Here is a 24,849-nt window from a genome sequence, read left to right on the forward strand (position 1 = left end):
CGCTCGCATCGCTACATCAGTGCCGAAACCACCATCGACGCATTCGCTCGGATCCTGTCCAACGCATCTTCTTTCAAGCCCGCGACCACAGAGATGACCTCGGCCGCGCCCTCTATGGAAGGCATATCTCTCAAGCTGGTAATCAACACATCCCTGGCGGGATCATGATTCAGCACTCTGCAGATGAACGTCTCCAACCACTCTGGCGCAGCTCTTTGCATGTCCGGAGCTGATTCGATCAACGCTGCAATCCCCCCCTCGTCGCAACTTTGCTCAATGAGATGAAGAAGTCCATACATGACTTCATGATGCGGAGTGTCATCGGCGAACATCGAGAAAAGGACTCCCAGCTCCCGCCTGGAAAATCCCTGTCCTGAGAGTGCCTGCACTGTGCGGTCGAAGGCACTGACCTCTTCCGAAGTTCGCATTCGCGAAACGCGTAGCAACTCGTCCAGAAGCTGGTCTTTCATCATGGTATCGGTGGAAGAGCCTAACGGGCCTTTTACTGTTTTCACCAGTGGATCAGAGGAGGCAAAGCAGATTGTACGGGCGCTGTGGAACGACCCCGCGATCGACGAGAAACACCGCCTGACCATTGCAAAGTGCTACCGAGAAGCACCAGCAGATAGCACCCCCATATCGGGCTACTTCCGTACCAGCGGCTTCACATCAATCGCATAGCGCGGAAACGACGGCTCCGCGAAGTTCCTCAGCATATGCAGATGCGGCAGCAACTTGATCCTACGCAAATTGCTGAGCCGCACTTCTCCACCACGGACCAACGCTGGCTCAAAGCCATACATCTCATCCGCCAATAGAGCCCCATACATCTTGGCTGCTCGATCAAACAGCAGTTGTTCGTCCCCATCCTGGAAATCAAAATCGTCAAGCTCCGCACAGGCGAAGAAGGCCCTGATTCCGCCATCCTGTCGTTCAAGAGACTTGGATCTCAAACGGTTCTGCAGAGCAAACACCTCACAGCGAATTGGATCAATGCTCAGCCCAGCGCCTGACTCTTCGCCGCACAGGAAGAGCTTTCCAAATCCGGTCCTGGCAAATACATGGTAGGTATCGATCAAGGGAAATGGCGTACCAGCCAACCATGCGCCCATTGCACCTTCGTAGTCGTCTGGATTCACCGTCCACAGGCGTCCGTCGCCATAGTTGGCCCATCCATCCCGACGCCAGTAACTCAATAGCGATTCAGGCAAGATGCCCGCCCACCTAGTGAAGCTGGTCTCTGGCACCGGAACGTGTTCAGTCGCCTCGCCGAAGCTCTCAATGAAGAGCGCGAAATCCTGATCCTCTTCCGTTTTCCTTGCCATGCAGGGATGTCTCGCCAGCGCGAACTGAAGCCCTATTATGTCTGATGCTTCATCGGGTTCTAAGCGGCATTTACGACAGCCCATCGGAACTCCTCGCACTCACGCAGCCGCACGCCCCGCTTGACCCTGTGCGACACCGTGACCAAGATGCGCCATCGCCGCTGACGGAACACCGCGATGTACCGCACGCTTGCTGCCGTATTGCTCTGGGCCCTGGCCATCGCCCTGCCCGCTTCAGCGCGTGACGTTCCAGGGGACCTTACCGCGCAGCTGGACGCGCAGTTACAGACCAACCGCGAACGCTATGGCATCGCTGGCCAGGCGGTACTGGTCGCACACAACGGCCAGATGCTGTACCAGGGCGCCAGCGGTGAACGTGATCCCGCTACCCATTCACCGGCCACCGTCGATACCATCTTCGCCGCGCAGTCGATGGCCAAGCTGCTGACCAGCACGCTGGTGATGCAGCTGGTCGATGAGGGCAAGGTGGATCTGGATGCACCGGCCAGCCGCTACGTGCCGGACTTGCCCGCCGCATGGCAGGCGATCCGTGTGCGTGATTTCCTCAACCACAGCTCCGGTATCGGCGAGTACTACGAGCGGGTGGACAACCGCTGGGTGAGCAAGGGCTACAACGGCCTCGCACCCGATCTCGCCGCCGCACTGAAGGTCGCTGGTTCGGCGCCGATGCAGTTCACCACCGGCAGCCGCGTGCAGTACACGCAGGCCAACTATCTGGTGCTGACCGCATTGCTGCAAACGCATTACGGCAGGCCCTACCCGGCGATCGCCCGCGAACGCATCCTGCAGCCGTTGAAGATGGCCAGCACCTCGTGGGGTGTCGCCAGCGTGCCAGCCCAGCGCGCGGCCGTGCCGTACATCGGCAAGGATGGGCAGCTGCAGCCGGCCAACGAAGACCCGTGGCCGGACTACGGCTGGGGCCATGCCGATCTGCAGACCAGCGTGGGCGACATGAACCGTTTCCTGCAGGCGCTGGCCACCGGCAAGCTGCTGCGTACGGCAACACTGGAAAAGCTCTGGCAGCCGCAGAGGCTGACCGATGGCCGCAGCAATTTCTTCTCCACCGGCTGGGATACCACGCGCAGCGATGGCTACACCCAGGTCGGTCACGACGGTGGCACCCGCGTGCGTGCGCGGCTGGCGTACAAGGACACCCTGGCCAGCGGCTACTGGCTGTTCGTGTACCTCACCAACGGCAGCGCCCGCAACGTCTGGTCGAGCACCCTGGTGGAGAGCACGATGGCCGTCGCCGCACCCAAGGTGTTTCCGCACGCTGCGCTGTCCGAACGCCTGATTGCCTATGCGTTGGACGATGACGCAGGGGCTGCACAGGCAATGCGGGCCTGGCTGCGCGACGACCACGGCGTCACCGGCAGCGAGCTGGAACGTGCGATCAACAGCGATGGCTACGCCATCTTCGCGAACCTCGGTGCGCGCAGCGCGTTGAAGGTATTCGCCCTCAACACCGAGCTGTATCCGGATTCGGCCAATGTGTGGGACAGCCTGGCCGAGTGTCATGCGGCATTGGGTGAGAAGGATGTCGCAGAGCGGCTGTATGCGAAGTCGAAGGCGCTGGCGAAACCGTCTTTGTAGAGCCGAGCCGATGCTCGGCTCCGCAAAAAAAGCAGCCGAGCATGGGCTCGGCTCTACAGGTGCACCAGCCCCATACGCCGGTGATGGGTGACGTGGCGCCGTCGACCTGTTAACTTGCGCGCCACTTTCATGGTTTACAGCATTTCCGCATGTCGCTCGCGCCGTACTGCCCCATCCCGTCGCTGCTGTTCCTGGCCGTTTTCCTCGGCCTTTCCTCCACCGCCGCCGCGGCCCCGCAGGCCACTACCCTTGATGCCGTGCAGGTCACTGCGGCCGATGCCAGCGCCCAGGCCCGCGAGGCGCTGAAGCGCGTACCCGGCGCCAGCAACGTCATCGACGTGGCCAAGGCCGACAGCCGACTGGCCAGCAGTGCCGATGTACTCGCCTTCCAGCCCGGCATCAGCGCGCAATCGCCCGGCAACGAAGGCACCAAGGTCTCGATCCGTGGCTCGGGCATCAATCGCGGCCCGGGCGCACATGCCTCCGGCATCGCCGTATCGATCGACGGCCTGCCGTTGACCGGCCCCGGCGGCACGCCCTACGAACTGCTGGAACCGCTGTGGCTGTCGCGGGTAGAGGTGCTGCGCGGCGCCAACGGCTTCGAGCGCGGCGCGCTGGCGCTGGGCGGTGCCATCGACTATGTAAGCCGCAGCGGCCGTGATTCGGCCGGCATGCAGCTGCACTACGAAGCGGGCAGCCGTGGCTACCAGAAACGCGGCATCAGCTGGGGCGGTGTCAACGGCGATCTCGATTACTTCCTGGCCTACACCGATACCGAGTTCGATGGTTATCAGCGCCATGCGCGCGGCGACGGCAAGGGCGCGATGGCCAACATCGGCTGGCAGATCACGCCCGACCTGCAGACGCGTTTCTTCGTTCGCTACCGCGAAACCAATCACGAAACGCCCGGTCGCTTGACCCGCGATCAGATCCGCAACGATCCGCGAGCCGCGAACGCAGCCAACCTGGCCATCGATGCGCGCCGCCCGCAGCCGGGCAGTACCTGGGTCGGTAGTGTCACCACGCTGCAGATCGACGAGGATTCTTCGCTGCAGGCCGGGCTGGTCTATCACACGTATCCGATGGACTTGAACGAGAGCCTGTACCGCCAGCAGCTGGACTACGCCAACCTCAACGCCACGCTGGACTACCACCACCGCCACCGGCTGTTCGGCCTGGACAGCCGAACCACGATCGGTCTGCGCGTCACCCACGATCTGGACGCCGATGTGCGCGAGTCGCTGCGCTTTGCCAGCAACGGCTATGCCGCCGGTACGCGCACGCGTGACTTCCGCCACCACGGCACCGACAGCACACTGCACGTCAGCAATACCCTCGCCTTCAATGACCGCCTGCGCATGCAGACCGGGCTGGCGTTGATCAACACCCGCCGCGATGTGCAGGTGACCTGGCCGAGCAGTGGCGGCCGCCTGCGCGACCACGACTGGGACTACGCACCGCGACTGGGCTTCACCTGGCAGCACAGCGCGCAGACCCAGTGGTTCGGCAACCTCAGCCGCTCGGTGGAAGCGCCCCACCCGTGGTCGATGATCTGGGGTTCCAACCAGTACTTCGGGCCGGGCAACGGCCCGTCCAGCGGCCGCCAGCGCGCGCCGGTACCGATGCAGAACCAGACCGCCACCACGCTGGAACTGGGTGCACGCGGCAATGCCGTGCTGGGCCGCTGGGAGCTGACCGGCTACTACGCGCACGTGAACCACGAGCTGCTGACTGTCGAACTGCAACCGGTGCCGAACCTGTTCATCGCCGAGAACAACGCCAGCCCCACCGTGCACCGTGGCATCGAAGCCGGTCTGGACAGCACGCTGTGGCAGGCCGCGCCGGGGCGCCTGTCGTTGCGCCAAGCGTACACCTTCAGTGATTTCCGTTACCGCCATGACGCCCGGTTCGACCGCAACCGCCTGCCGGGCCTGCCGCGCCACAGCTACCAGGCCGAGCTGCGCTTCGATCATGCCTCCGGCCTGTACGCCGCGCTGAACACCGAATACGCCTCGCGCATCGCGGTGGACTACGCCAACAGCTACTGGGCCGACAGCCACGTGATCTTCGGCAGCCGCATCGGCTACGACGCACCCGGTGGGCGCTGGCAGGCGTGGGCGGAGATGCGCAACCTCGGTAACCGCCACTACGCGGCCACGGTCACGCCGGGCTACGACGACGCCGGCAAGGATGTCGCCCGCTCCACGCCTGGCGAAGGCCGGGGCATCTATGCAGGCGTGCGCTGGCGTTTCGATTGATCGCCCCGGGCGGCGCCGGGTGTGATCCGGCGTCGTCGTTTCAGCCACTTCGACGACGTACCCGGCAGCGTCCCACCGCGCGAACCATCGCTGGCGTGAGCTGCTGCGTGCGCTTGTGCTTGTCAGCGTGCGGGCGCCGAAACACCTGGCTGCGTCACTCCGGCCGCGCCTTGGTCACCGCTTCGATGCGATGGCCATCGGGGTCGACCACGAACGCCGCGTAGTAGAAGTCTCCGTAATCGGGGCGCGGCCCGGGCGCACCGTTGTCAGCGCCCCCGTTGGCCACGGCGGCTGCGTGGAAGGCATCCACGGCCGCTGCCGAGTCCGCGGCAAACGCTACGTGGAAACCGGGACCCGGCGCTGCGGCGTCATCACGCAGCTTCAGGCACAGCGCATCCTCATCATCGACCACCCCATAACCGATCGCGGTCTCGTCCTCGAAGACCCGGCGAAACCCAAGCGTGGCGAGTGCGGCATCGTAAAAGCGGCCTGCGGCATCGAGGTCACGGACGCCGAGGGAGAGGTGGTGCAACATGTGGACGTCCTTGCCGGGCACGCAGCAGCGCGTTCGCGTTGATTCTAGCGCGCAGGTGCCGCGACAGCCCTGAGCAGCTGCGCGGCGACCTGGTCAAACGGAGCGATATCCTGCAGCGCGCGGCACATCGCCACCGCGCCTTCCACGCTGGCAATCACCAGGCTGGCCAGCTCACCCGCAGCGGCTGGCGCATGTCCTTCGGCGACGAGCGCCGTGGCGAGATGATCGTGCCAGCGCACGAACACCTCGGCAGCTGCCGCGCGGGGCTGGCTCGGCACTGCGTCCATCGGCTCCTCAACGGCAGCGGCCAGCACCGGGCAACCCGCGCGGAACCCGGAGCGCAGCAGGCGCTCGCGCCACATCGCCAGAAACTGCTGCAGGCCCTGCACTGCACCGCCGTTCAGCAGCGCCACCAGCAGCGCTTCCACCTTGTCGCCGGCCATAAGCGTGGCGCGCGCCAGCAGCTCCTGCTTGCCGCCGGGAAAGTGATGGTAGGTGGAACCCAGCGGCGCGTCGGCCAGCTTGGTCACTTCACGGATGCTGGTTGCATTCAGCCCGACCCGAGCCAGCATCTGCGCGGCGGCATCGATCACGCGCTGGGGAGCGTCGGACGTTCGCGGACTCATGGCTGCGCCTTGCTAAGACAGTCGCCATAGACTAGCGTACCGTCGATTCTATAACACTCGTAATAATCATGAATCTCTGGTTCCGCCTGCTCCATCTGCTGCTGTGCAGTCTGTTCCGGCCCAGGCTGGAGGCGCCTTTCGGCGTGTCGCGGCTGCAGTTCCGGGTGCTGCCCAACGATCTGGACAGCAACCTGCACATGACCAACGGCCGCTACTGGAACATCTTCGATCTGGGCCGGTTGGACCTGATCCTGCGCATGGGCCTGGGCAAGGTGGCGCTGCGCGAGAAATGGGCGCCGATCGTCGGCGCCGGCACCATCCAGTTCCGCCGCGAGCTCCGGCCATTCCAGCGCTTCACCCTGGAAACACGCCTGGCCGGCTGGGTCGGCACGCGCGTGATCATGGAGCAGCGCGTGCTGGTCGGCGACGGCCAGAAGATCGCCACGCGCGCCCTGCTGGTCACCGGCATCTATGATCGCCGCGCGCGTGCATTCGTGGGCATGCAGCAGATGATGGACGCCATCGGTTCGCCGTTGCCGCCCTCCCCCGCACTCAGCGCCGCCGCCGAAGCTCTGCTGGCTGCCGACGCTGCGCTGAAGCGCGACGACGACTGAGTTCCCGCCATCACGTCCCGACCTGCGGCATGGTCCTGCCGACCATCACCGAGCGGCGCGCCTCGCCAGCGCCTGATCGATCGCAGCCTCAGCCAGCGGTGCCATCACCGCGTAGCCTTTCGTGGTGGGATGCACGCCGTCGCCGGCCAGGTCGGCATCCAGACCGCCCTGCGCGTTGGCCAACGGCGTGTGGTAATCCAGGTAGACCAGCTGTTGTTCGTCGGCATGGCGTTTCAGTGCACGGTTCAATGCGCGCACCTTCGCGGCGGGCTCGATACCAGGCATCCAGGGGTACTCGCTGACCGGCAGCACCGAGGCCAGCACCACGCTGATGCCCTGCGCTTTCGCCAGCGCCACCATCGCCTGCACGTTGTCTTCGATCATCGCCTGCGTGGCCTGGCCGGTATTGCCGGCGATATCGTTGGTGCCGGCCAGTATCACCACCACCTGGGGATGCAGCGCAAGCACATCCTGCGGGAAGCGAACCAGCATCTGCGCCGTGGTCTGGCCACCGATACCACGATTGAGATACCCCTTGCCGGGGAAGAAGGCGGCGCTGCCCTCAGCCCCCCAGCCCTCGGTGATCGAGTCGCCGTAGAACACCACGCGTGGCTGTCCGGGCCGGGCAGCAGGCAGTGCTGCGTTGGCGTCACGATAGCGCTGCAGCTGTGGCCAATCCGCCAGACGCTGCTGCATGAAACGGACTTCGTCCGGCCGCAGCTGCTCCACTGGCCGTGTCAGCAGCGGGTTGATGGCGGGTGCATCGGCCGCGCTCACGCCGCCGGTCATCGCCAATGCCAGCGCGATGGCGCCGGCCGTCAAAGCAGGAATGCGCATGCCGATCTCCCGTAGCGTTCTGTTCCGCACTCAGCGTGCCGCAGCGCGCGCGGCCACGCCAGTCACCTTCGCCGGCATCCACATGCCCGGCGTCCAGCCACTGGCCGCCAGGATCGCCTTCGGATCGTCCTGTTCGATCAGCGCGCGCACCGCTTCGCGCTTGTCCCTGGCCTGCAGGTAGTACGCCTTGGCGATGCGGTAGCCCACCCAGTAGCCCAGATCGTAGGGCGCGTCGGAACCGGGCGTGTAGTTGTACAGCCAGGGCGAAAGGTCGGTACTGTCCAGGTCCAGCGCGAATGCACTTTCGATGTGCACTTCCCTGCCCCGCGTCCATGCCGCGTGGCGTCCGTTGCCGACGTTGCCGGAAACCAGTTCGGTGATGAACTCGGCCACGCCTTCGGCCAGTGACAGGCGCAGCACCGTCGCACGCGGATCGCCCTGCTCGAAATCGATCGCACCGGTCTGCTGGATGTGCACGTACTCGTGCGCGATCACATGCACGAAGCGGTCCTGCACATTGGGGTTCATGAAGTCAGCCGCGCAAAGGGCTTCCAGCCCGATCAGCACGCCCCCCGGATGGGTCAGGCCGACCGGGCGGCCGCGCCCGACCATGATCGCGACCGGTGGAAACCTCGCCTGCGGATAGATCGCCTGCAGATTGGCAAACACCTGCACCAGCCGCTGGCGTACCGCAGGCAGTTCAACCAGGCAGGTCCGGCCGTTGGCGTACATCGCAGGGTCGCGACGCATGGCGTCGGCGATGCGCTCGGCGGTGACCCGTCGCCGGCTCGCGAACTCGCCCAGGCTGGGCGTCCCTTCGGCCAGGTACTGCGCCAACTGGGCGACGCTGGGCTGGCCATCGGTCGTGTCGTAAAGGGCATAGAAGCGGCTGGCGTCGGAAATCAGGATCTCGGGCCCGGGCGCTGCACCATGGGCCACGCCGGCCGTCCCGGCCAGCGCCAGGGCAAGCAGGCCACGCAGGGAAACGAACATCGATCCGTCCTTGGTGGAGACAATGCCAGGCAGGCAATCTATCACTGCGCCGGCCTCGCCGCAGCAGGCGGGTGCGGCCGTTACGCGCCTGTGCCAGACTCACCTCGGCATCTGCCATGGATGATGGCGCACCGCACGATGATGATCGTTCCCGCGTACTGGGCCGAAGCCCGCCTGCAGGCCCGTTTCCGCGGCCGGCCGGTGGTCGTGCGTCGCTTCGGATGGTCCGACACAAGCCCTGCCGACGCTCAGGCACACGCCGAGCGCCGGGCCAACGAAGCGCTCAATGCCATCCTCGCCGGGCAGGCACTGCCGCGCCGCGAGGTCCGCAGCAACTACGGCGTGGAAGGCGTGCCGATCCGCGAGCAGATCGTGCAGCGCGATGGCGGCGTGGTGATCACCCGCAACAGCTACGGTGCGCTGTGCCTGAACACTCCGGACGTCCTGTTCGCCGACATTGACCACCCGCAACCACCGGCAGGATGTGTGATGCCCGTCGTCATCACGGCAACCCTGCTGCCTGCCGTTGCCCTCGTCGGCACCCTGCTCTGGCACTGGCTGGTGGGGCTGGTACTGGGCGTGGCAGCCGTGGCTCTGGTGAATACCGCGATGCTGATGCAACGCAGGCGTCGCCTGGCCGCTGCCGGTGGCGCCGAGGGCGTGGCCCTGCAGCGGGTTGCGGACTTCAGCAGGCAGCACCCGGACTGGCATCTGCGCGCGTACCGGACGCCGGCCGGGCTGCGGATACTGGCCATGCATGCCACGTTCTCCCCCGGCGACGAGGCGCTGCAGGCGTTCTTCAACGCACTGGGCACCGACACGCTGTACGCGCGCATGTGCCGGCTGCAGCACTGCTTCCGGGCCCGGCTGACACCGAAACCATGGCGTGTCGGCCTGAAGTACCGCATCCGCCCGCCCGCCGCCGCGTGGTCGGCCGAGCAGGCCGACAATCCGGACCGACTGGCCTGGATTACGGAGTATGAAAGCAAGAGTGACGGCTTCGCTGCCTGCGCCTATCTGCGCAGCTTCGGCGACACCACCCGGGTACATGCCAGGGCCGAGCATGTGCGCGACCTGCATGATCGCCTTTCGCACGCGCAGGACCGCCTGCCACTGGCGTGAGCGCGGATGCCCAGGCAGCGCTCTCCACGCACAACTTCCCTGCTGGGGCGCCTGTCCGGCCGCACCGCGATCGACCTGTCGCTATCGAGTCTGCACCGTTGATCGCAGAGCATCCGTGGATGATCAATCTGCGGTTTCCTTGCTCAGCGTCCCACAACGCAGCGCCTCCTGGGCAATGTCGTCTCGTAATCTGTTCTGCAACCAGCTGATCCTGAAACGTTCGCGGCTGGGTTCCCCCGCAGGCAGCAGCGCCATCAGTGCATCGCTCAACGCCGGACGCCACTGCTCCTGCGCGCCTGCCAGAACGTGCTGGTCGAAGTTCGTCGATGACACGCGCTTCCATGGCAGCATCATTGCGTACTGGGAAGTGGACACCAGCACGGTTTCCGGGCGGCCCGGACGGCTTACGACCACGGTCATGCTGGGATGGTCGTCAGTCCAGAGGCCGCGGAAATGCGCTGCAACGCGCTCCTGCAGACCTTGCCCGGCCAGCGCCCGGCGTGCCCAGGCCTGCTGCTGGGCGAACGAGCATCTGGCCGGCGGCGTGCTGCGCAACTGTGGATCCAGCTTCAGCATGGTGGACCGGTCCATACGCGAAGCAATCAGATCCACCGTGGCATCCCGGGTCAACGGCGCTGCCTGCAGCGCAGCCTCGAACGCTGACATCGCGCCGAACGGCAGCAGCTCCGGCACCCGCGGTTGCACGTCGGGCGGGTCAACCACCTGTACACGGGTGGTCACGCCGTAGGCATCGCGCCGGATGACCCAGCGCTCAGATACGGAACCCCAGCCAGACCAGTCGTACGTGACGTGCACGCTCATCGGCCGCTCGACCGCCATGGCCACAGGAGAAACCAACAGCGGAGCGAGCGCCAACATCCATGCCTTCATGTGATTTCCCAGGCTCTGTACTACAGCAGCCGACCATGGCTCGGCTCCACAGGATGCAGGAAGGCCGCCCGAGGGCGGCCTTTCCATTCCTCACTTGGCGTTCTTCACGTAGGTGTCGAACCAGTTGAGCATCTCCGCCACCAGCTGCTCGTTCGACTCCAGCGCCGTATACCAGTGCGGCTCGTTCGGCAGCATCACCAGGCGGGTGGTGCCGCCGTTGCCACGGATCGCCTGGTACAGCTTGCGCGACTGGAACGGCTCGGTACCCGGATTGGCATCGTCCTCGCCATGCACCAGCAGCAACGGCAGCTTGATCTTGTCGGCGTAGAAGAACGGCGATGCCTTCAGGTAGACATCCTGTGCCTGCCAGACCGAACGCCGCTCGTTCTGGAATCCGAACGGAGTGAAGGTCTTGTTGTAGGAGCCGCTGGTCGCCACGCCCGCCTTGAACAGGGTGGTATGCGCGATCAGGTTCGCGGTCATCAGGCCGCCGTGGCTGTGGCCGGTCACGCCGATCCGGTTGCGATCCACCACGCCCATGTCGACGGCCTTGTCCACGGCCGCCTTGGCATCGGCTTCCAACTGCTCCAGGTAGGTGTCGTAGGCGTTCCTGGGATCACCGACAATCGGGAACGAGGCATTGTCGATGATCGCGTAGCCGGCCAGCAGCATCAGGCGGTACGGCTGCAGGCGGGTGAACGTCTGCTGCGAACCGGAGACCTGCCCGGCCTGCGCGGCATTGGCGAAGTCTGCCGGATAGGCGTAGAGGATGGCCGGCAGGCGCTGGCCTTCCCGGTAGCCGGGCGGCGTGTACAGGGTGAACGACAGGTCCACGCCGTCGGCGCGCTTGTAGGTCACCAGCTGCTTCTTGATCTGCCGCACTTCAGGCGTGGGGTCGACCAGCTTCGTCAGGGCCGTCGCGGTGGAGGTGTACTGCGCCTCGCCCTGCTTGGCGTCCGCCGCAGCATCGCCCTGCTGGCGCAGGAAGGCGTTCGGCGGGTCCATCACCGACTGGTGCCACGTCAGGTAGCGGCCGGGCGTATTGCTGAAGCCCAGGAACTGCTCGTAGGCATCGGCATCGCTGCGGAACAGGCGCTCACTCTTCAGTGTGGCCAGATCCAGACGGTCCAGGAACGGGCGATCCCCCTGCGGCGAAGCGCCCTGCCCGCGCAGGAACACGTACGTCCCTTCCTGCCGCACCACCGGTGCGCCATTGGGCAGGCGCTTGAACACCAGGTTGCCCGGATCGCCGTACAGCTCGTCGCTGGACATGTCCCACAACAGGCGGCCCTCCTGCCGGGGCTTGTCCACATCGACGATGCGGGTCTGCACCCAGTGCCGGTTCTCGTCATTCTCGAACTGGAACGACACGGCCGGGTCCGCCGTCCAGGCAATGCCTTCGAAGCGCTGCGCGGTACGCGCGATCTCCACCGGCTTGCCGGTGAACGGCGCCTTGAGCATGAGCACGCGGTCACGGTGCGGCACACTCACTTTCCAGTCGCCCTTGTCCAGTGCTTCGGCATACACCAGCGTCGCCGGATCGGTGGAGCGCCAGTCGAAACCGCGCGGCCCCTCCGGCACGCCGTGCACCGGCACGCGGTCTGCCAACGGCAGGCGGGCGATGGTGGTCGTGCGCCCACTGCTGACATCCAGTACCGCGACGTCGTTGGCGAAGCGCTGGTAGGTAACCGCATGCGAGAACGGTGGCTTGATCGACTCGGTCAGCACATGCACGCCGTCTGGCGCCGCACTGACATCGTTGTAGATGGCCGGCTGGCCGACCGTTCGCACGGTGCCCGCCGCGGTATCCACCACCGCCAGCTGCGAGGCCCCGTAGTAGGCGAACAACGCTTCATCATGCACGCTGGTCAGCGTGTCGCGTGCCTCATAGGTGCTGCTCTCGCCACTGCTGCCGAGCGACTCCTGTGCATCGGGTCCGGTCGGCACGCCGCCATCGGACGGCGCCGGCCCCTGGTTGGCCGGTACCAGTTTCACCAGCAGTGTCTGGCTGCCACCCAGCCACTGCACGGTGCTGCCGAAAATCGGGTTCAGCTGGACGTTCGGTACCTGCTTGACCTGACCGGTGGCGGCATCGCCCACCCACAGCTGCACGCTGGTCTCGACCGCATTCTGGAACGCGAAGTGGCTGCCGTCGGCCGACCACAGCGCGCCACCGGCACAGCCCTGCGGCAGGTTGACCCGGGTCTCCTTGCCGCTACCGATCTCGACCAGGGTGAAGTCGGCCACGCAGGCCGGTATGCCATAGCCTCCGGGCGTGTCATGGCGGCTGCGGTTCTTCGGCTCCAGGCGCACGCCGGCCAGTTTCAGGTAGGGCTGCGCCACCCGGCTGATCGACGGATAGGTCTGCGCGGTGGTCAGCAACAGACGCTGGCCACTGGGGTCCACGTTCGGCATTGGCGGCGGCGGTGCCTTCAGCACCTTCAGCAGATGCTCCGGTGGCTTGGCATAGTCGGCCCATGCCGGGCCTGCAGACAACAGCGTGACGGCAACGACGGCAATGGCAGCCGCCAGAGAGGTACGACGGATGAGCATCCTTATCCCCTGGTAGTGTCGGGCTGCCCGCGAAGCGGGCATGCGCCGAATCTAGCACCGCCCGGCCCGCGTTCAATGGGCCGGATGGGCTAGTCACCGGATAAGGCAAAGCGCAGGCCGGGTCACTACTGCCGGGCGTGCAGGTCCCAGGTGGCCAGATAGTCCGGGTCCACCACGATCATCCCGTTGGAGCGCATACAGTATTCGCCCGGCTGGGCTGGCAGGTACTGGTCGAGCATGGGCGGCAGGTAGCGCTCGTGCCCATCGTTTTCGTCGGCAAGCACCACGCCTTCGAACGCGCTGATGCGCAGCACCGTGCCGGCATACTGCTCCAGCCCTTGAACCTGCCCGTCACCGCCGTAACGGGTGACGCCCACCAGCACTACCTTACCGATCATTTCTTCGGCCTTGGCATCATCCAGAGGCGGCAGTGCCGCATTCAGTTGGTCGCTCATCCCTGTACCTCCGCATCTGGTGGAGACATCGTGGAGCAGGATCCGCGCGGCGTTTCCGCGAACGCCATGGACAGCATGTTGCCCGCGCCGTCCGGAGGATCGTGTGAAGCGCGGCACATTGCGCAGCGTGCATTCAGCATTGCCTGCGTTGCGTCGGCATGCGCGGCGTGTGCTCTGCGGCGCATGCAATGCAGCACTGTGTGCCACGCTAGAATGCGTGCATGCGCACCGTGAATGCTCTTCGTTACATTACGCCCCTGCGGGAGGGCGGCTCCCTGCCGGCCGTGGTCGAGACCGACGACGACGGCATGGCCGTACTCAAGTTCCGGGGTGCGGGCCAGGGGCCCAAGGCCCTGATCGCCGAACTGATCGCAGGTGAAATGGCCCGTACCCTGGCCCTGCCGATTCCCGAACTGCTGTTCGTCGAACTGGACAGCGAGTTCGCGCGTACCGAACCGGATCCGGAGATCCAGGAACTGATCCGCGCCAGCGAGGGCCTGAACCTGGGCCTGGATTACCTGCCCGGCGCGATCAACTACGACCCGGCGGCCATGCCAGTGGACGCCGACCTGTCCTCGCGCATCGTCTGGTTCGATGCGTTCACCAGCAATGTCGATCGCACCACGCGCAACCCGAACCTGATGGTGTGGCACCGCCAGCTGTACCTGATCGACCACGGTGCAGCGATGTATTTCCACCACGACTGGGCCAACGCCGGCGATGCCTGCGAAAGGCCGTTCGTGCTGATCCGCGACCACGTGCTGCTGTCGTTCGCCAGCCGCATCGCCGAGGTGGATGCCGAGCTGGCGGCTCGCCTGACCGATGCCGAGATCGAGCGGATCGTCGGCCTCGTGCCAGACAGCTGGCTGGTCAACGAGCCGGCGTTCGACAGCCCGCAGGCCTACCGCCAGGGCTACATCGACTATCTCAAGCATCGCCTGAAGGTGCGTGCGGTATTCGTGCAGGAGGCCATCCGTGCCCACGCTGCACACGTATGACTATGCGGTCATCCGCGTTGTACCGCGGGTGGAGCGCGAGGAATTCATCAACGTCGGGGTGATCGTGTCCTGTCCCGGCGCGCCTCATCTGGAAGCGGCCATCGAGATCGACCCGGCACGCCTGCAGGCGTTCGCACCGGCGCTGGACCAGCAGGCGCTGCAACCGTGGCTGGATGCCATCGTGGCCATCTGCCGCGGCGATGCCACCGCCGGCCCCATCGCGCAGCTTCCGGCACGCGCACGCTTCCATTTCCTCACCGCCAAACGCAGCTCGATCGTGCAGATGTCCAGCACGCATGTGGGCCGCACAGCCAACCCGGCGGGTGTGGTCGAACACTTGATGACGAGGATGGTACGGGTGCCGCAGTAACACGGCAGCCCGCCACTACCGCGCAATCGCGGCGTCCTGCAGCGGCCAGCGACACCAGCCATGGGGATACTCGCCCACCTGCCCGGCCAGCCCCGCGCGGACCGGGTAAGCCAGCACCTGCCGGGCCCGCACAGGCAACGAAGCATCATTGTCGATCACCTGATCGAAATAGCCGGCCTGCCAGACCGCTCCGTTGCGGCCGCGATGGCGGTTGATCAGGAAGCTGCTGCGCGCCTTGAAGCGCTGTACGCAGTATCCGGGTGGATAGCCACGCAGCTGCGCCAGCCATCGCACGTGGTCGGGCATGACAAGCCAGGCCAGCGAGGTGGTCAGCCCCTCGCGGTCCATCGCAGCCAACAGCTGCATCGCGACATCCGCATGCGCCGCGTTCTCGAACAGGCGCTGCCGATTGCAGCAGGTCAACGTGAGCAGATGGACATTGCCCATGATGGGCTCGCGGCTGACAGGGTTCGACAGGCTGGGCATGCGCAACAGCGTGCCCGCCGGCACACCGCTACTGCATCGGTGGACACCACGTCATCGGGTGGGAAATGGCCGCTTCCGGGAATCGGCGGACAGGCCCCGCCGCGAACGATGCTCAATGTTCGGGCAGGGCAAACGCCATCACGTAATCGCCGGGACGGGTCTCCATGAAGTGATGGCCTGCCGCGACGATCACCACGTACTGGCGTCCCCCCTGCTCGTAGATCATCGGGGTGGCCTGGCCCCCGGCAGGCAGCCTGGCATGCCACAGTTCCCGGCCCGTCTTCAGATCGATCGCGCGCAGCAGATCGTCGGTCGCGGCGGCGATGAACACCAGACCGCTGGCAGTGATCACCGCACCGCCATTGTTGGGCGTTCCGATCTCGATCGGCAGGCCGGAGCGGATGCCGAACGGGCCGTTGCCGCGCGCGCTTCCGAACGGCCGGTCCCACAGCAGCGTGCCCGTGCGCAGATCGATCGCGCGGATGCCGCCATACGGCGGCTGTTTGCACGACAGGCCGGTCAATGGCAGCCGCCATCCTGCATTGACGTCGATGGCATACGGCGTACCCATCTGCGGGTCGCCTGCCCCTTCGCCAGCGCCGCGGTCGGCGCGGATCTGCTCACGCGGCAGCCATCCCCGCCGGTCGGCCTCGGCACGCGGTACCAGCCGATTGTAGTTGGGCATGTCGTTGTAGTTGGCCACGATCACGCCCCGGCGGGTATCGATGGCCACGCCACCCCAGTCCGAGCCACCGTTGTAACCGGGATACTCGATGGAATGGCGATCACTGGTGGGCGGCGTGTAGAAGCCCTGGTAGTGCGCCCTGCGGAACTGGATGCGGCAGACCAGCTGATCGATCGGCGTGATGCCCCACATGTCACGCTCGGTCAGCGGCTGCTCGCGCCGCAGGGTGTGATAGAGCGAGAACAGCTGCGTCGGTGAGCGCTGCTCCGGTTCCACGCCGCCCTGCGGAACCCTGCGCTCTTCGGCAGGTGTCAGCAGCCGGCCGTTGCGCCGGTCGAGGATGTACAGGTCACCCTGCTTGGTCGGCAGCAGGATCGCGGGCACCTTGCCTGCCGCGGTCGGAAAATCGATCAGGCTGGCCTGCGAACCGAGGTCGTAGTCCCAGACATCCTTGCGTACGGCCTGGAAATGCCAGACCGGCTTGCCGGTGGCCACGTCGAGTGCCACCAGCGAGGTGGCATAGCGGTTCTGTTGCTCGCTGCGCGAGCCGCTCCAGTAGTCGCCGGCGGCATTGCCCAACGGCAGGTAGACCAGGCCCAGTTGTTCATCGCCGGTGGCGGTGGTCCACATGTTCGGCGTACCCCGGGTATAGACCTGCTCGCGGGGTGGCGGACCGGTGCGCTCGGGCCGCTCCATGTCCCACGCCCAGCGCAGCTTGCCGGTGATCGCGTCATAGGCCTGGATCACGCCGGAAGGCGCGTCACGGCGCTGCCCGTCCAGCACCTGGTGACCGGTGACGATCACGCCGCGCACGATGGCCGGCGGCGAGGTGATCGAGACATAGCCCGGCGGCACCTCGCCCATGTCGAGGGTGATGTCGATCTGGCCGTTGTTGCCGAAATTGACGCACGGCCGACCGCTGTCGGCATCCACTGCGATGATGCGTCCGTCCAGCGTGCCTTCGATGACGCGCGCCCAGCAGGCAGGCCGCGCGCCCGCCGCCGCGCCCGGTCGAACGCTGGGAGGTGGCAGGGGCAAGGCGAGATCGGCAGCCACATCCGCCAATGCCGCATCGGCGAACACCGGCACGGCGGGCTGCTCGTAGTAGGACACCCCACGGCAGGCGGCGGTGTACGGAATGGAGGCGTCCTTCACCTTTGGATCGAACTGCCACAGCGCCTTGCCGGTGCTGGCCTCGAGGGCGATCAGGCGGTTGCGTGCCGTGCACAAGTACAGCCGCTCGCCGATCTTCAACGGCGTGGTCTCGGCCCCCCAGCGCCTCTTCGGCAGGTCGCCGGTGCGGAACTGCCAAGCCAGTTGCAGGGTAGCCACGTTGGCGGGCGTGATCTGCTGCAGCGGCGAGAAGCGGGTGGCGGCGTTGCTGCGGCCCCAGGCGGGCCAGTCACCCTCGGCGGGCTGGTCGGCCGGCTGCAGGCCGGTGGTGTCGCGGGTCGGCTCCAGGCCTGCGCTGAAGGCTGCTTCCGGGAACGGCGCATGGCCGTCCACGCTGCCGTGCGGACTGAACGCCAGGGCAAACGCGCCGACGAACACCAGCAGCAACACGGCGGCGATGCTGCACGACAGCCGTTTGGACAGCGGCGCGCGCAACGTCGGCGTCAGCAGCGCCAGAACGATGCCCAGCGCGGTGACCAGCCCCAGCCGCGGCACCCAGCGCCAGTAATCGCTGCCCGATTCCCACCCCGTCCACAGCAGCGTGCCGACGAACACCAGCGCGTACAGCAGCGCACCGCTGCGACGGTTGAGCCACAGCAGAATGCCGCTGGCCAGCAGGCCACAGCCGGCGATGAGGTAATAGGCCGAGCCCCCCAGCTGGAACAGCCATGCACCCAGCCCGCCGATCACCAGGCCCAGGATGACCAGCAGCAGCGACAGGACCGTGACCAGGGGGTGGCGGCGCACGGGCGCCGGCGCGGACTGCGGCGTGGCGGACATCGTCGATCTCCGGGAGCAGCATGCTGCCCTTATCCCACCGCCGCCGTGAAGCGCGTGCGTATTCCATGCTCCCGCATACGACGACGCCGGCACGGGGCCGGCGTCGTCGGGTACCTCGTCAGCGCGACCGGATCACTCCTGCGCGGCATCCTCGCTGCCGGTGGCAGCCGGGGCGCCTTCGGCCGTGGCCGGGGCGACCGCGGCCACCTCGTCCTCGTCCTCGTCGATCGAGGCATCCATGCGCTCCACCGCCTGCAGCTTCTCGTCCTTGGACAGGCGGATCAGGGTGACGCCCTGGGTGTTGCGGCCCACGCGGCTGATTTCCGAACCGCGCGTGCGCACCAGCGTGCCGCCATCGGAGATCAGCAGCACTTCATCGCTGGAGCCCATCAGCACCGCGGCGACCAGCTTGCCGTTGCGCTCGGTGGTCTGGATGCCGATCACGCCCTGGGTACCACGCCCCTTGCGCGGATAGTCCGGCAGCGGGGTGCGCTTGCCGTAACCATTCTCGGTGGCGGTGAGGATGTACTGCAGGTTGGCGTCGTCGGCACCGTCGATCACCGCATCGCCATTGGCGACCGCTTCCTCGATACCGTTGTCGTCCTCGTTCTCGTCCTCGGCACCACCGGCACTCTCGGCCACGATCAGGCTGACTACTTCCTCGCCGGGCGGCATCCTGATGCCGCGCACGCCGGTGGCGGTACGGCCCATCGAGCGGACCTTGTCCTCGCCGAAACGCACGGTCTTGCCGTTGGAGGCGAACAGCAGGATGTCACGCTCGCCATCGGTCAGGCCGACGCCAACCAGCGCATCGCCCTCGTCAAGGTTGATCGCGATCTTGCCGCGGGCCAGACGGAAGGCGAATTCGCCCAGCGGGGTCTTCTTGACCGTGCCGTTCTTCGTGGCGAAGAACACGAACTGGCCATCGGCGTATTCGCGCACCGGCAACACGGCCTGTACGCGCTCACCCGGTTCCAGCGGAATCCAGTTGATGATCGGCCGGCCGCGTGCGTTGGAGCCGGCTTCGGGCAGCTGGTACACCGGCAGCCAGAAGACCTTGCCCGAGCTGGTGAAGGTCAACAGGGTGTCGTGCGTGTTGACCAGCCACAGCTGTTCAATGAAATCCTCTTCCTTGGTCGCCGCCGCGCTGCGGCCACGGCCACCGCGACGCTGGGCGCGGTAGGCGCTGACCGGCTGGCGCTTGACGTAGCCGGCGTGCGACAGGGTGACCACCACGTCTTCCGGGGCGATCAGGTCGAGGATGTCCAGGTCTTCTTCGCTGTGGCGGATCTCGGTGCGACGCTCGTCGCCGAACTCGGCCTTGACGCTGACCAGCTCCTCGCGGATCACCTGCAGCAGGCGATCGGGATCTTCCAGGATGTGAATCAGACCGGCGATCACTTCCAGCAGCTGCTTGTACTCGTCGGTCAGGCGATCCTGCTCCAGCCCGGTCAGGCGGTGCAGGCGCATTTCCAGGATCTGGGTGGCCTGGATCTCGGTCAGCTGGTAGCCGCCCTCGATCAGGCCCACGCCCTTGGGCAGGTCCTCCGGGCGCGAGGCCTCGGCACCGGCAGCACCCAGCATGGCCCCGACCAGGCCCGGCTCCCACAGGCGGGCGAGCATGCGTTCGCGCGCCTCGTTGGGATTGGGCGAGGTCTTGATCAGCTCGATCATCTCGTCGATGTTGGCCAGCGCGACGGTCAGGCCTTCCAGCACGTGGGCACGGGCACGCGCCTTGCGCAGCTCGAACACGGTGCGGCGGGTGACCACCTCGCGACGGTGGCGGACGAATGCCTCCAGCATCTGCTTGAGGTTCATCAACTGCGGGCGGCCGTCGACCAGCGCCACCATGTTGATGCCGAACACCGATTCCATCTGCGTCTGCTGGTACAGGTTGTTCAGCACAACCTCGGCAGATTCACCGCGCTTGATCTCGATGTAGATGCGCATGCCGTCCTTGTCGGACTCATCGCGCAGCTCGCTGATGCCTTCGATCTTCTTTTCCTTGACCAGCTCGGCGATCTTCTCGATCAGACGCGCCTTGTTCACCTGGTAAGGAATTTCAGTGACGATGATCGATTCGCGGCCGTTGTCGGCCACTTCGATATCCGCCTTGGCGCGGATGCGCACGCGGCCACGGCCGGTACGGTAGCCGGCGACGATGCCGGCGGTGCCGTTGATGATGCCCGCAGTCGGGAAATCCGGGCCCGGGATGTACTCCATCAGGCCGTCGACGTCGATTTCCGGGTTGTCGATCAGCGCGATGCAGGCATTGATCGATTCGCTCAGGTTGTGCGGCGGGATGTTGGTCGCCATGCCCACCGCGATACCGGCCGAACCGTTGACCAGCAGGTTCGGGAACCGGGTCGGCATGACCGTCGGCTCCAGTTCCTTCTCGTCGTAGTTGGGCTGGAAATCGACGGTTTCCTTGTCGATGTCGGCCATCAGCTCATGCGCGAGGCGCGACATGCGCGCTTCGGTGTATCGCATCGCCGCGGCGGAGTCACCGTCGATCGAACCGAAGTTACCCTGGCCGTCGACCAGCATGTAACGCAGCGAGAACGGCTGGGCCAGGCGCACCAGCGTGTCGTACACCGACTGATCGCCATGCGGATGGTACTTACCGATGACGTCACCGACGATACGCGCCGACTTGAAGTAGGGCTTGTTGCTGTGCGCGTTGAGCTCGTTCATCGCGTACAGCACGCGGCGATGCACCGGCTTGAGGCCATCGCGCGCATCCGGGAGCGCGCGGCCCACGATCACGCTCATGGCGTAATCGAGGTAGCTCTTGCGCATCTCGTCTTCCAGGTTGACCTGGATGATTTCCTTGGCGGTTTCTGCCATTCGGGTTCCGTTGTCTGGTAGCGGTCCAGTCCGGCGCGGACACCTGCGGGGGTGACCATGCCGGAACCTCGATTCAACCTGTGGATACTACCACATCGGACCATTCCCCGCCTGTGTTTACAGGGGTTTTACCGGCACAAATCAGGAACTTAGGGGCAGGACGGGGCCCATCGGGCCACGCCCGGGGCCGGCCGCGGCGAACCCGGAAGATGCGCCCGGCTCCCGCGGCGCAGACCGCCTGTGCGTCTCAACCGCCGAAGGCGGCGCGCATGTTCTCCACGGTCGGGTTCAGGATCACGCCGCGCTCGGTCACGATGGCGTCGATCAGCTCGCCCGGGGTGACGTCGAACACCGGGTTCCAGGCGGCGATGCCTTCGGCCACCGTGCGCGTCCCGCCCACGCCGTACAGCTCGCCCGGATCGCGCTGTTCGATCTCGATCTGGCTGCCGTCGACGGTCTCCATGTCGACCGTCGAGGACGGCGCCACGACCATGAATTTCACGCCATGGTGGCGCGCGGCGATGGCCAGCTGGTAGGTGCCGATCTTGTTGGCGGTATCGCCATTGGCGCAGATGCGGTCGGCGCCGACGATCACCCACTGCACGGCCCCGGTCTTCATCAGGTGCGAGGCGGCCGAATCGGCGATCAGGGTGGCGTCGATGCCATCCTGCTGCAGTTCCCAGACGGTCAGGCGCGCGCCCTGCAGCCACGGCCGGGTCTCGCCGGCGAACACGCGGGCGATCCGGTGCTGGGCCATGCCGGCGCGGATCACGCCCAGCGCGGTGCCGAAGCCGGCGGTGGCCAGCGAGCCGGTATTGCAGTGGGTCAGCACGCCGCTGCCGGCATCGATCAGGCCGGCGCCGAGCGCCCCCATGTGGCGGTTGGCGGCCAGGTCTTCCTCGGCGATGGCCCGCGCTTCCGCTTCAAGCAGCGTCTTCCAGTCCGCACCGGCGCTGCCCAGGCAACGACGCATCCGCGCCAGTGCCCAGGCCAGGTTGACGGCGGTCGGGCGTGAGGCGTTCAGCCGCTGCAGCGCCGGCTCAAGCTGCTGCAGGGCGAGCGGGCCATCGGCCGCCTGCACCTCACGCGCCGCCAGCACCACGCCCCAGGCAGCCGCGATGCCGATGGCCGGGGCGCCACGTACGGTCAGGGCGTGGATGGCGGCGGCGACTTCATCGCTGTCCCGGCATACCACATGCTCGACCACGAACGGCAGCTTGCGCTGGTCCAGCAGTTGCAGGGCATCGCCGGTCCACAGGATCGGGCGGATGTGGTCGTAGCGGGCGTAATCGAGGTCGGTGGCAGTGTTCATGGGCCCATTGTAGGGCCACGCCCCCTCGCGCAGGCACCCGGCCGGATTCAATTCACCGAGAATTCGGCGCGGCAACCGCCGTCCACCCAGATGCCGTTGCGGCTCCAGCCCCAGGTGCTGCCCTCCACGCACTCTGTGCTGGACAGCTGCTGTCGCACCGCGGCACCGACGGAGATGCTGGCGCCGCAGAACCGGCGCTTCTTCGATTTGGATTCGCAGGTCAGCCGGCGCGGCACGTCGACGAAACGGCCATCCTCATCGGCCACCTCGAAATCACCCTGGCAGCCTCGGCTGGTCCACACCTCGTTGCGCTTGTAACCCCAGCCCTGCCCTTCCCGGCATGGCAGCACCGACAGCTGCCGCAGCAGGCGCACCGGTGCGCCGTCCAGACGCACCGGACAACTCTGCGGACGGCCATTGGATTCACAGCGGACCACGCGGCGCACCTTGCGCTTGCTGCCTGGCTCGGCCGCAGCCACTCCCTGCGCCGGGCGCGCCCGGAACTCGGCACGGCAGCCGAGCGTGACCCACACGCCGCTGCGGTCGGTGCCCCATTCGCTGCCACGGATACAGCTGTTGCTGGACAACTGGCGAACCAGATCGACGCCGTTGCTGACATCGATATCGCAGTGCACCCAGGCCATGTCGCGTGACTCGCAGGTGACGACTTCGCCGTCATAGCCGGCCTGCTGCGCCGATGCCGGCAACGGCGTCAGCACTCCCCACATCGCAATGGAGTAGACCGGTGCCGCCACAACCGCAAACCACTTGACCAAAGCCTTCCCCATAGGACTGGACGAACTGCCATGCCAGTGTCTGGCATCGGGAGTGATGAGAGCATCATCGTGCTTGCTGAATCAAGCGCGCGGACGCGGCAATCCGTTCAGTCTGTCTGGTTCAGAAAGCCGCGTGTGCTCAGGCGTCGGCGAAATCGAAGGCCAGCACGTCGGCGATGCGGGGCGTGCGGTTCATCGCCATCAACAGGCGATCGATGCCGACCGCGACACCCGCACACGCGGGCATGGCAGGCAACGCCGCCAGCAGTGCCTCGTCCAGCGCCGGCTGCACCTGCCCGCGCGCATGACGGCGCTGCAGGTCGTGCTGGAAACGCGCCCGTTGTTCGTCGGCATCGTTCAGTTCGTGATAGCCGTTGGCCAGCTCCACGGCCCCCAGGTACAGCTCGAACCGCTCGGCCAGCGGCGGCGTACCAGGGCGGATGCGGGCCAGTGCTGCCTGGCTCGCCGGCCAGTCGTGGACAACGGTCATGACCGCGTCATCGAAATGCGGTTGGATGCGATGGGTCATCAGCAGATCCAGCCAGTCGTCGCGGGTCAGCCCGACCGGGTCGATATGCACGTCACCCAGCGCAGCGCGCAGCCCGGCCTCATCGGTCTGGAACGGATCCACGCCCACCTGCTGCTGGAACAGCTCGCGGTAGCTCAGCACACGCAGGCTGGCGCTGCGTCCGACCAGGCCCAGAGCCAGGCGGACCAGCTCCGCGGTTTCCTGCACCAGCCGGTGATGGTCCCAGCCAACCCGGTACCACTCCAGCAGGGTGAACTCCGGGTTATGGCGCCCGCCGGCCTCGCCGTTGCGGAACACCCGCCCCAGTTCGTAGCAGTCGCCGACACCGGCAGCGAGCAGCCGCTTGAGCGGGTACTCCGGCGACGTACGCAGCCAGCGACGGCGGCCGCCGGCGTCGACATGGCCGCTGAAGTCGGTATGGAAGCTGTCGATGTTGGGCTCGGTATTACCGGCCACCGACAGGATCGGTGTCTCCACCTCCAGCACGTCACGCTCTGCGAAGAAGCGGCGCACCAGCGCGTTCAGCGCGGCACGCTGCTGCAGTTTGCGCCGCAGGGCGTCGCTCACAGGATGCCCTCCGGGCGCGGGTGATCCAGCGGCAGGGTCAGCAGGTCGCGGGTGTCATCGATGTAGCCACTGGCCAGGTACAGCCGACGCGCCAGTTCGTTGTGGTGGTTCACCTCCAGGCGCAGGCGGCTGACCCCGCGTCCGCGTGCACGCTGTTCGCAGATGGCCAGCGCCTGCTTGCCCCGGCCACGGCCGCGCGCCCGCGGCCCCAGATAGAGCTCGTCAAGCAGCATGAAATGTCCGCCCTGCTCCAGGCTGAAGCCCATCGCGATCACCGCATAGCCGACCACCTGACCGGCTTCGTCCAGCCACAGCAGTACTTCGCCGTTGCGCGGATCGGCCAGCAGTGCATCGACACCGCGACGCACGCGCACGTCGTCGAACTCGATCCTGTCCTCGGCGTAGAACGCGCGCATCAGCGAGATCAGCAGTTCCTCGTCGGCGCGGGTGGCCAGGCGGAAGTCCAGCGGGGCAGTCTGCATCGGGAATCCTTTGCTGTTTCG

22 protein-coding genes are annotated in these 24,849 nt (G+C 66.3%); 6 read left to right on the forward strand and 16 right to left on the reverse strand.

Features of this window, described 5'->3' with window-relative positions; all coding sequences use genetic code 11:
- Positions 1 to 11 precede the first annotated feature (11 nt).
- Together AC06FB_RS16435 and AC06FB_RS16440 are read right to left on the reverse strand one after the other, a co-directional pair.
- On the reverse strand, positions 12 to 470 hold the full coding sequence (locus AC06FB_RS16435; protein WP_478053898.1) for an Imm30 family immunity protein: 459 nt from the start codon (positions 468 to 470) through the stop codon (positions 12 to 14).
- 174 nt (positions 471 to 644) lie between these two features.
- Complete coding sequence (locus AC06FB_RS16440; protein WP_111186132.1) at positions 645 to 1,325, reverse strand: GAD-like domain-containing protein; 681 nt, start codon at positions 1,323 to 1,325, stop codon at positions 645 to 647.
- Positions 1,326 to 1,502: 177 nt separating this feature from the next.
- Between AC06FB_RS16440 and AC06FB_RS16445 the strand changes: the two genes are divergently transcribed.
- Positions 1,503 to 2,939: a serine hydrolase domain-containing protein gene (locus tag AC06FB_RS16445; protein WP_478053899.1), complete on the forward strand. Its 1,437-nt coding sequence runs from the start codon at positions 1,503 to 1,505 to the stop codon at positions 2,937 to 2,939.
- Positions 2,940 to 3,088: 149 nt separating this feature from the next.
- A complete protein-coding gene (locus tag AC06FB_RS16450) occupies positions 3,089 to 5,197 on the forward strand; it encodes a TonB-dependent receptor family protein (RefSeq protein WP_478053900.1) in 2,109 nt (702 codons plus the stop codon).
- 154 nt (positions 5,198 to 5,351) lie between these two features.
- Here the strand turns inward: AC06FB_RS16450 and AC06FB_RS16455 are convergent, their stop codons facing one another.
- Positions 5,352 to 5,732: a VOC family protein gene (locus AC06FB_RS16455; RefSeq protein ID WP_065182888.1), complete on the reverse strand. Its 381-nt coding sequence runs from the start codon at positions 5,730 to 5,732 to the stop codon at positions 5,352 to 5,354.
- Between the two features lie 44 nt (positions 5,733 to 5,776).
- Complete coding sequence (locus AC06FB_RS16460) at positions 5,777 to 6,358, reverse strand: TetR/AcrR family transcriptional regulator (protein ID WP_277380851.1); 582 nt, start codon at positions 6,356 to 6,358, stop codon at positions 5,777 to 5,779.
- Between the two features lie 68 nt (positions 6,359 to 6,426).
- On the opposite strand from AC06FB_RS16460, the gene AC06FB_RS16465 reads away from it, so the two are divergent.
- Positions 6,427 to 6,972, forward strand: coding sequence for a thioesterase family protein (locus tag AC06FB_RS16465; protein WP_065176034.1), 546 nt, complete (start codon positions 6,427 to 6,429; stop codon positions 6,970 to 6,972).
- 45 nt (positions 6,973 to 7,017) lie between these two features.
- Here AC06FB_RS16465 and AC06FB_RS16470 read toward each other — a convergent pair whose 3' ends face one another.
- Together AC06FB_RS16470 and AC06FB_RS16475 are read right to left on the reverse strand one after the other, a co-directional pair.
- The gene (locus tag AC06FB_RS16470; RefSeq protein WP_478053901.1) at positions 7,018 to 7,809 is read right to left on the reverse strand and encodes an SGNH/GDSL hydrolase family protein; all 792 of its coding nucleotides are present in this window, start codon (positions 7,807 to 7,809) and stop codon (positions 7,018 to 7,020) included.
- Positions 7,810 to 7,839: 30 nt separating this feature from the next.
- On the reverse strand, positions 7,840 to 8,802 hold the full coding sequence (locus AC06FB_RS16475) for a DUF2268 domain-containing putative Zn-dependent protease (RefSeq protein WP_322523144.1): 963 nt from the start codon (positions 8,800 to 8,802) through the stop codon (positions 7,840 to 7,842).
- A gap of 138 nt (positions 8,803 to 8,940) precedes the next feature.
- Here AC06FB_RS16475 and AC06FB_RS16480 point away from each other — a divergent pair, with 138 nt between their 5' ends.
- The gene (locus AC06FB_RS16480) at positions 8,941 to 9,924 is read left to right on the forward strand and encodes a hypothetical protein (protein WP_478053902.1); all 984 of its coding nucleotides are present in this window, start codon (positions 8,941 to 8,943) and stop codon (positions 9,922 to 9,924) included.
- Between the two features lie 123 nt (positions 9,925 to 10,047).
- On the opposite strand, the gene AC06FB_RS16485 is transcribed toward AC06FB_RS16480, so the two are convergent.
- The 3 genes from AC06FB_RS16485 to AC06FB_RS16495 form a co-directional block, all read right to left on the reverse strand.
- On the reverse strand, positions 10,048 to 10,803 hold the full coding sequence (locus AC06FB_RS16485) for a hypothetical protein (RefSeq protein WP_478053906.1): 756 nt from the start codon (positions 10,801 to 10,803) through the stop codon (positions 10,048 to 10,050).
- 102 nt (positions 10,804 to 10,905) lie between these two features.
- Positions 10,906 to 13,368, reverse strand: coding sequence for a S9 family peptidase (locus AC06FB_RS16490; protein ID WP_478053903.1), 2,463 nt, complete (start codon positions 13,366 to 13,368; stop codon positions 10,906 to 10,908).
- A gap of 125 nt (positions 13,369 to 13,493) precedes the next feature.
- Positions 13,494 to 13,823 (reverse strand): hypothetical protein, encoded by a 330-nt coding sequence (locus tag AC06FB_RS16495; protein WP_065176039.1) that lies wholly within the window; start codon positions 13,821 to 13,823, stop codon positions 13,494 to 13,496.
- Positions 13,824 to 14,044: 221 nt separating this feature from the next.
- Between AC06FB_RS16495 and AC06FB_RS16500 the strand changes: the two genes are divergently transcribed.
- Entirely contained in the window at positions 14,045 to 14,821 is a 777-nt protein-coding gene (locus tag AC06FB_RS16500; protein ID WP_478053904.1) for a HipA family kinase, read from the forward strand.
- Positions 14,799 to 15,191, forward strand: a complete 393-nt coding sequence (locus AC06FB_RS16505; RefSeq protein ID WP_478053905.1) for a DUF3037 domain-containing protein — start codon at positions 14,799 to 14,801, stop codon at positions 15,189 to 15,191. The genes AC06FB_RS16500 and AC06FB_RS16505 overlap by 23 nt, the downstream gene beginning before the upstream one ends.
- A 15-nt stretch (positions 15,192 to 15,206) precedes the next feature.
- Here the strand turns inward: AC06FB_RS16505 and AC06FB_RS16510 are convergent, their stop codons facing one another.
- The 7 genes from AC06FB_RS16510 to AC06FB_RS16540 all read right to left on the reverse strand — a co-directional run bounded on the left by AC06FB_RS16510 (position 15,207) and on the right by AC06FB_RS16540 (position 24,828).
- Positions 15,207 to 15,677 carry an REP-associated tyrosine transposase gene (locus AC06FB_RS16510; protein ID WP_460255849.1) on the reverse strand — a complete coding sequence of 157 codons (471 nt, stop codon included), beginning with the start codon at positions 15,675 to 15,677 and terminating at the stop codon, positions 15,207 to 15,209.
- 112 nt (positions 15,678 to 15,789) lie between these two features.
- Positions 15,790 to 18,315, reverse strand: coding sequence for a membrane-bound PQQ-dependent dehydrogenase, glucose/quinate/shikimate family (locus AC06FB_RS16515; RefSeq protein WP_346480606.1), 2,526 nt, complete (start codon positions 18,313 to 18,315; stop codon positions 15,790 to 15,792).
- 132 nt (positions 18,316 to 18,447) lie between these two features.
- On the reverse strand, positions 18,448 to 21,162 hold the full coding sequence (gene gyrA, locus AC06FB_RS16520; RefSeq protein ID WP_065182897.1) for a DNA gyrase subunit A: 2,715 nt from the start codon (positions 21,160 to 21,162) through the stop codon (positions 18,448 to 18,450).
- 247 nt (positions 21,163 to 21,409) lie between these two features.
- A complete protein-coding gene (mtnA, locus tag AC06FB_RS16525) occupies positions 21,410 to 22,474 on the reverse strand; it encodes an S-methyl-5-thioribose-1-phosphate isomerase (protein ID WP_065176042.1) in 1,065 nt (354 codons plus the stop codon).
- A 47-nt stretch (positions 22,475 to 22,521) separates the two neighbouring features.
- Positions 22,522 to 23,250: a DUF3011 domain-containing protein gene (locus AC06FB_RS16530; RefSeq protein ID WP_080375199.1), complete on the reverse strand. Its 729-nt coding sequence runs from the start codon at positions 23,248 to 23,250 to the stop codon at positions 22,522 to 22,524.
- 139 nt (positions 23,251 to 23,389) lie between these two features.
- On the reverse strand, positions 23,390 to 24,346 hold the full coding sequence (epmA, locus tag AC06FB_RS16535; RefSeq protein ID WP_065176043.1) for an EF-P lysine aminoacylase EpmA: 957 nt from the start codon (positions 24,344 to 24,346) through the stop codon (positions 23,390 to 23,392).
- Positions 24,343 to 24,828: a GNAT family N-acetyltransferase gene (locus tag AC06FB_RS16540; protein ID WP_053515463.1), complete on the reverse strand. Its 486-nt coding sequence runs from the start codon at positions 24,826 to 24,828 to the stop codon at positions 24,343 to 24,345. Before AC06FB_RS16540 ends, epmA begins: the two co-directional genes overlap by 4 nt.
- Positions 24,829 to 24,849 lie beyond the last annotated feature (21 nt).

Source organism: Stenotrophomonas sp. Steno-C15 (genome assembly GCF_056393265.1).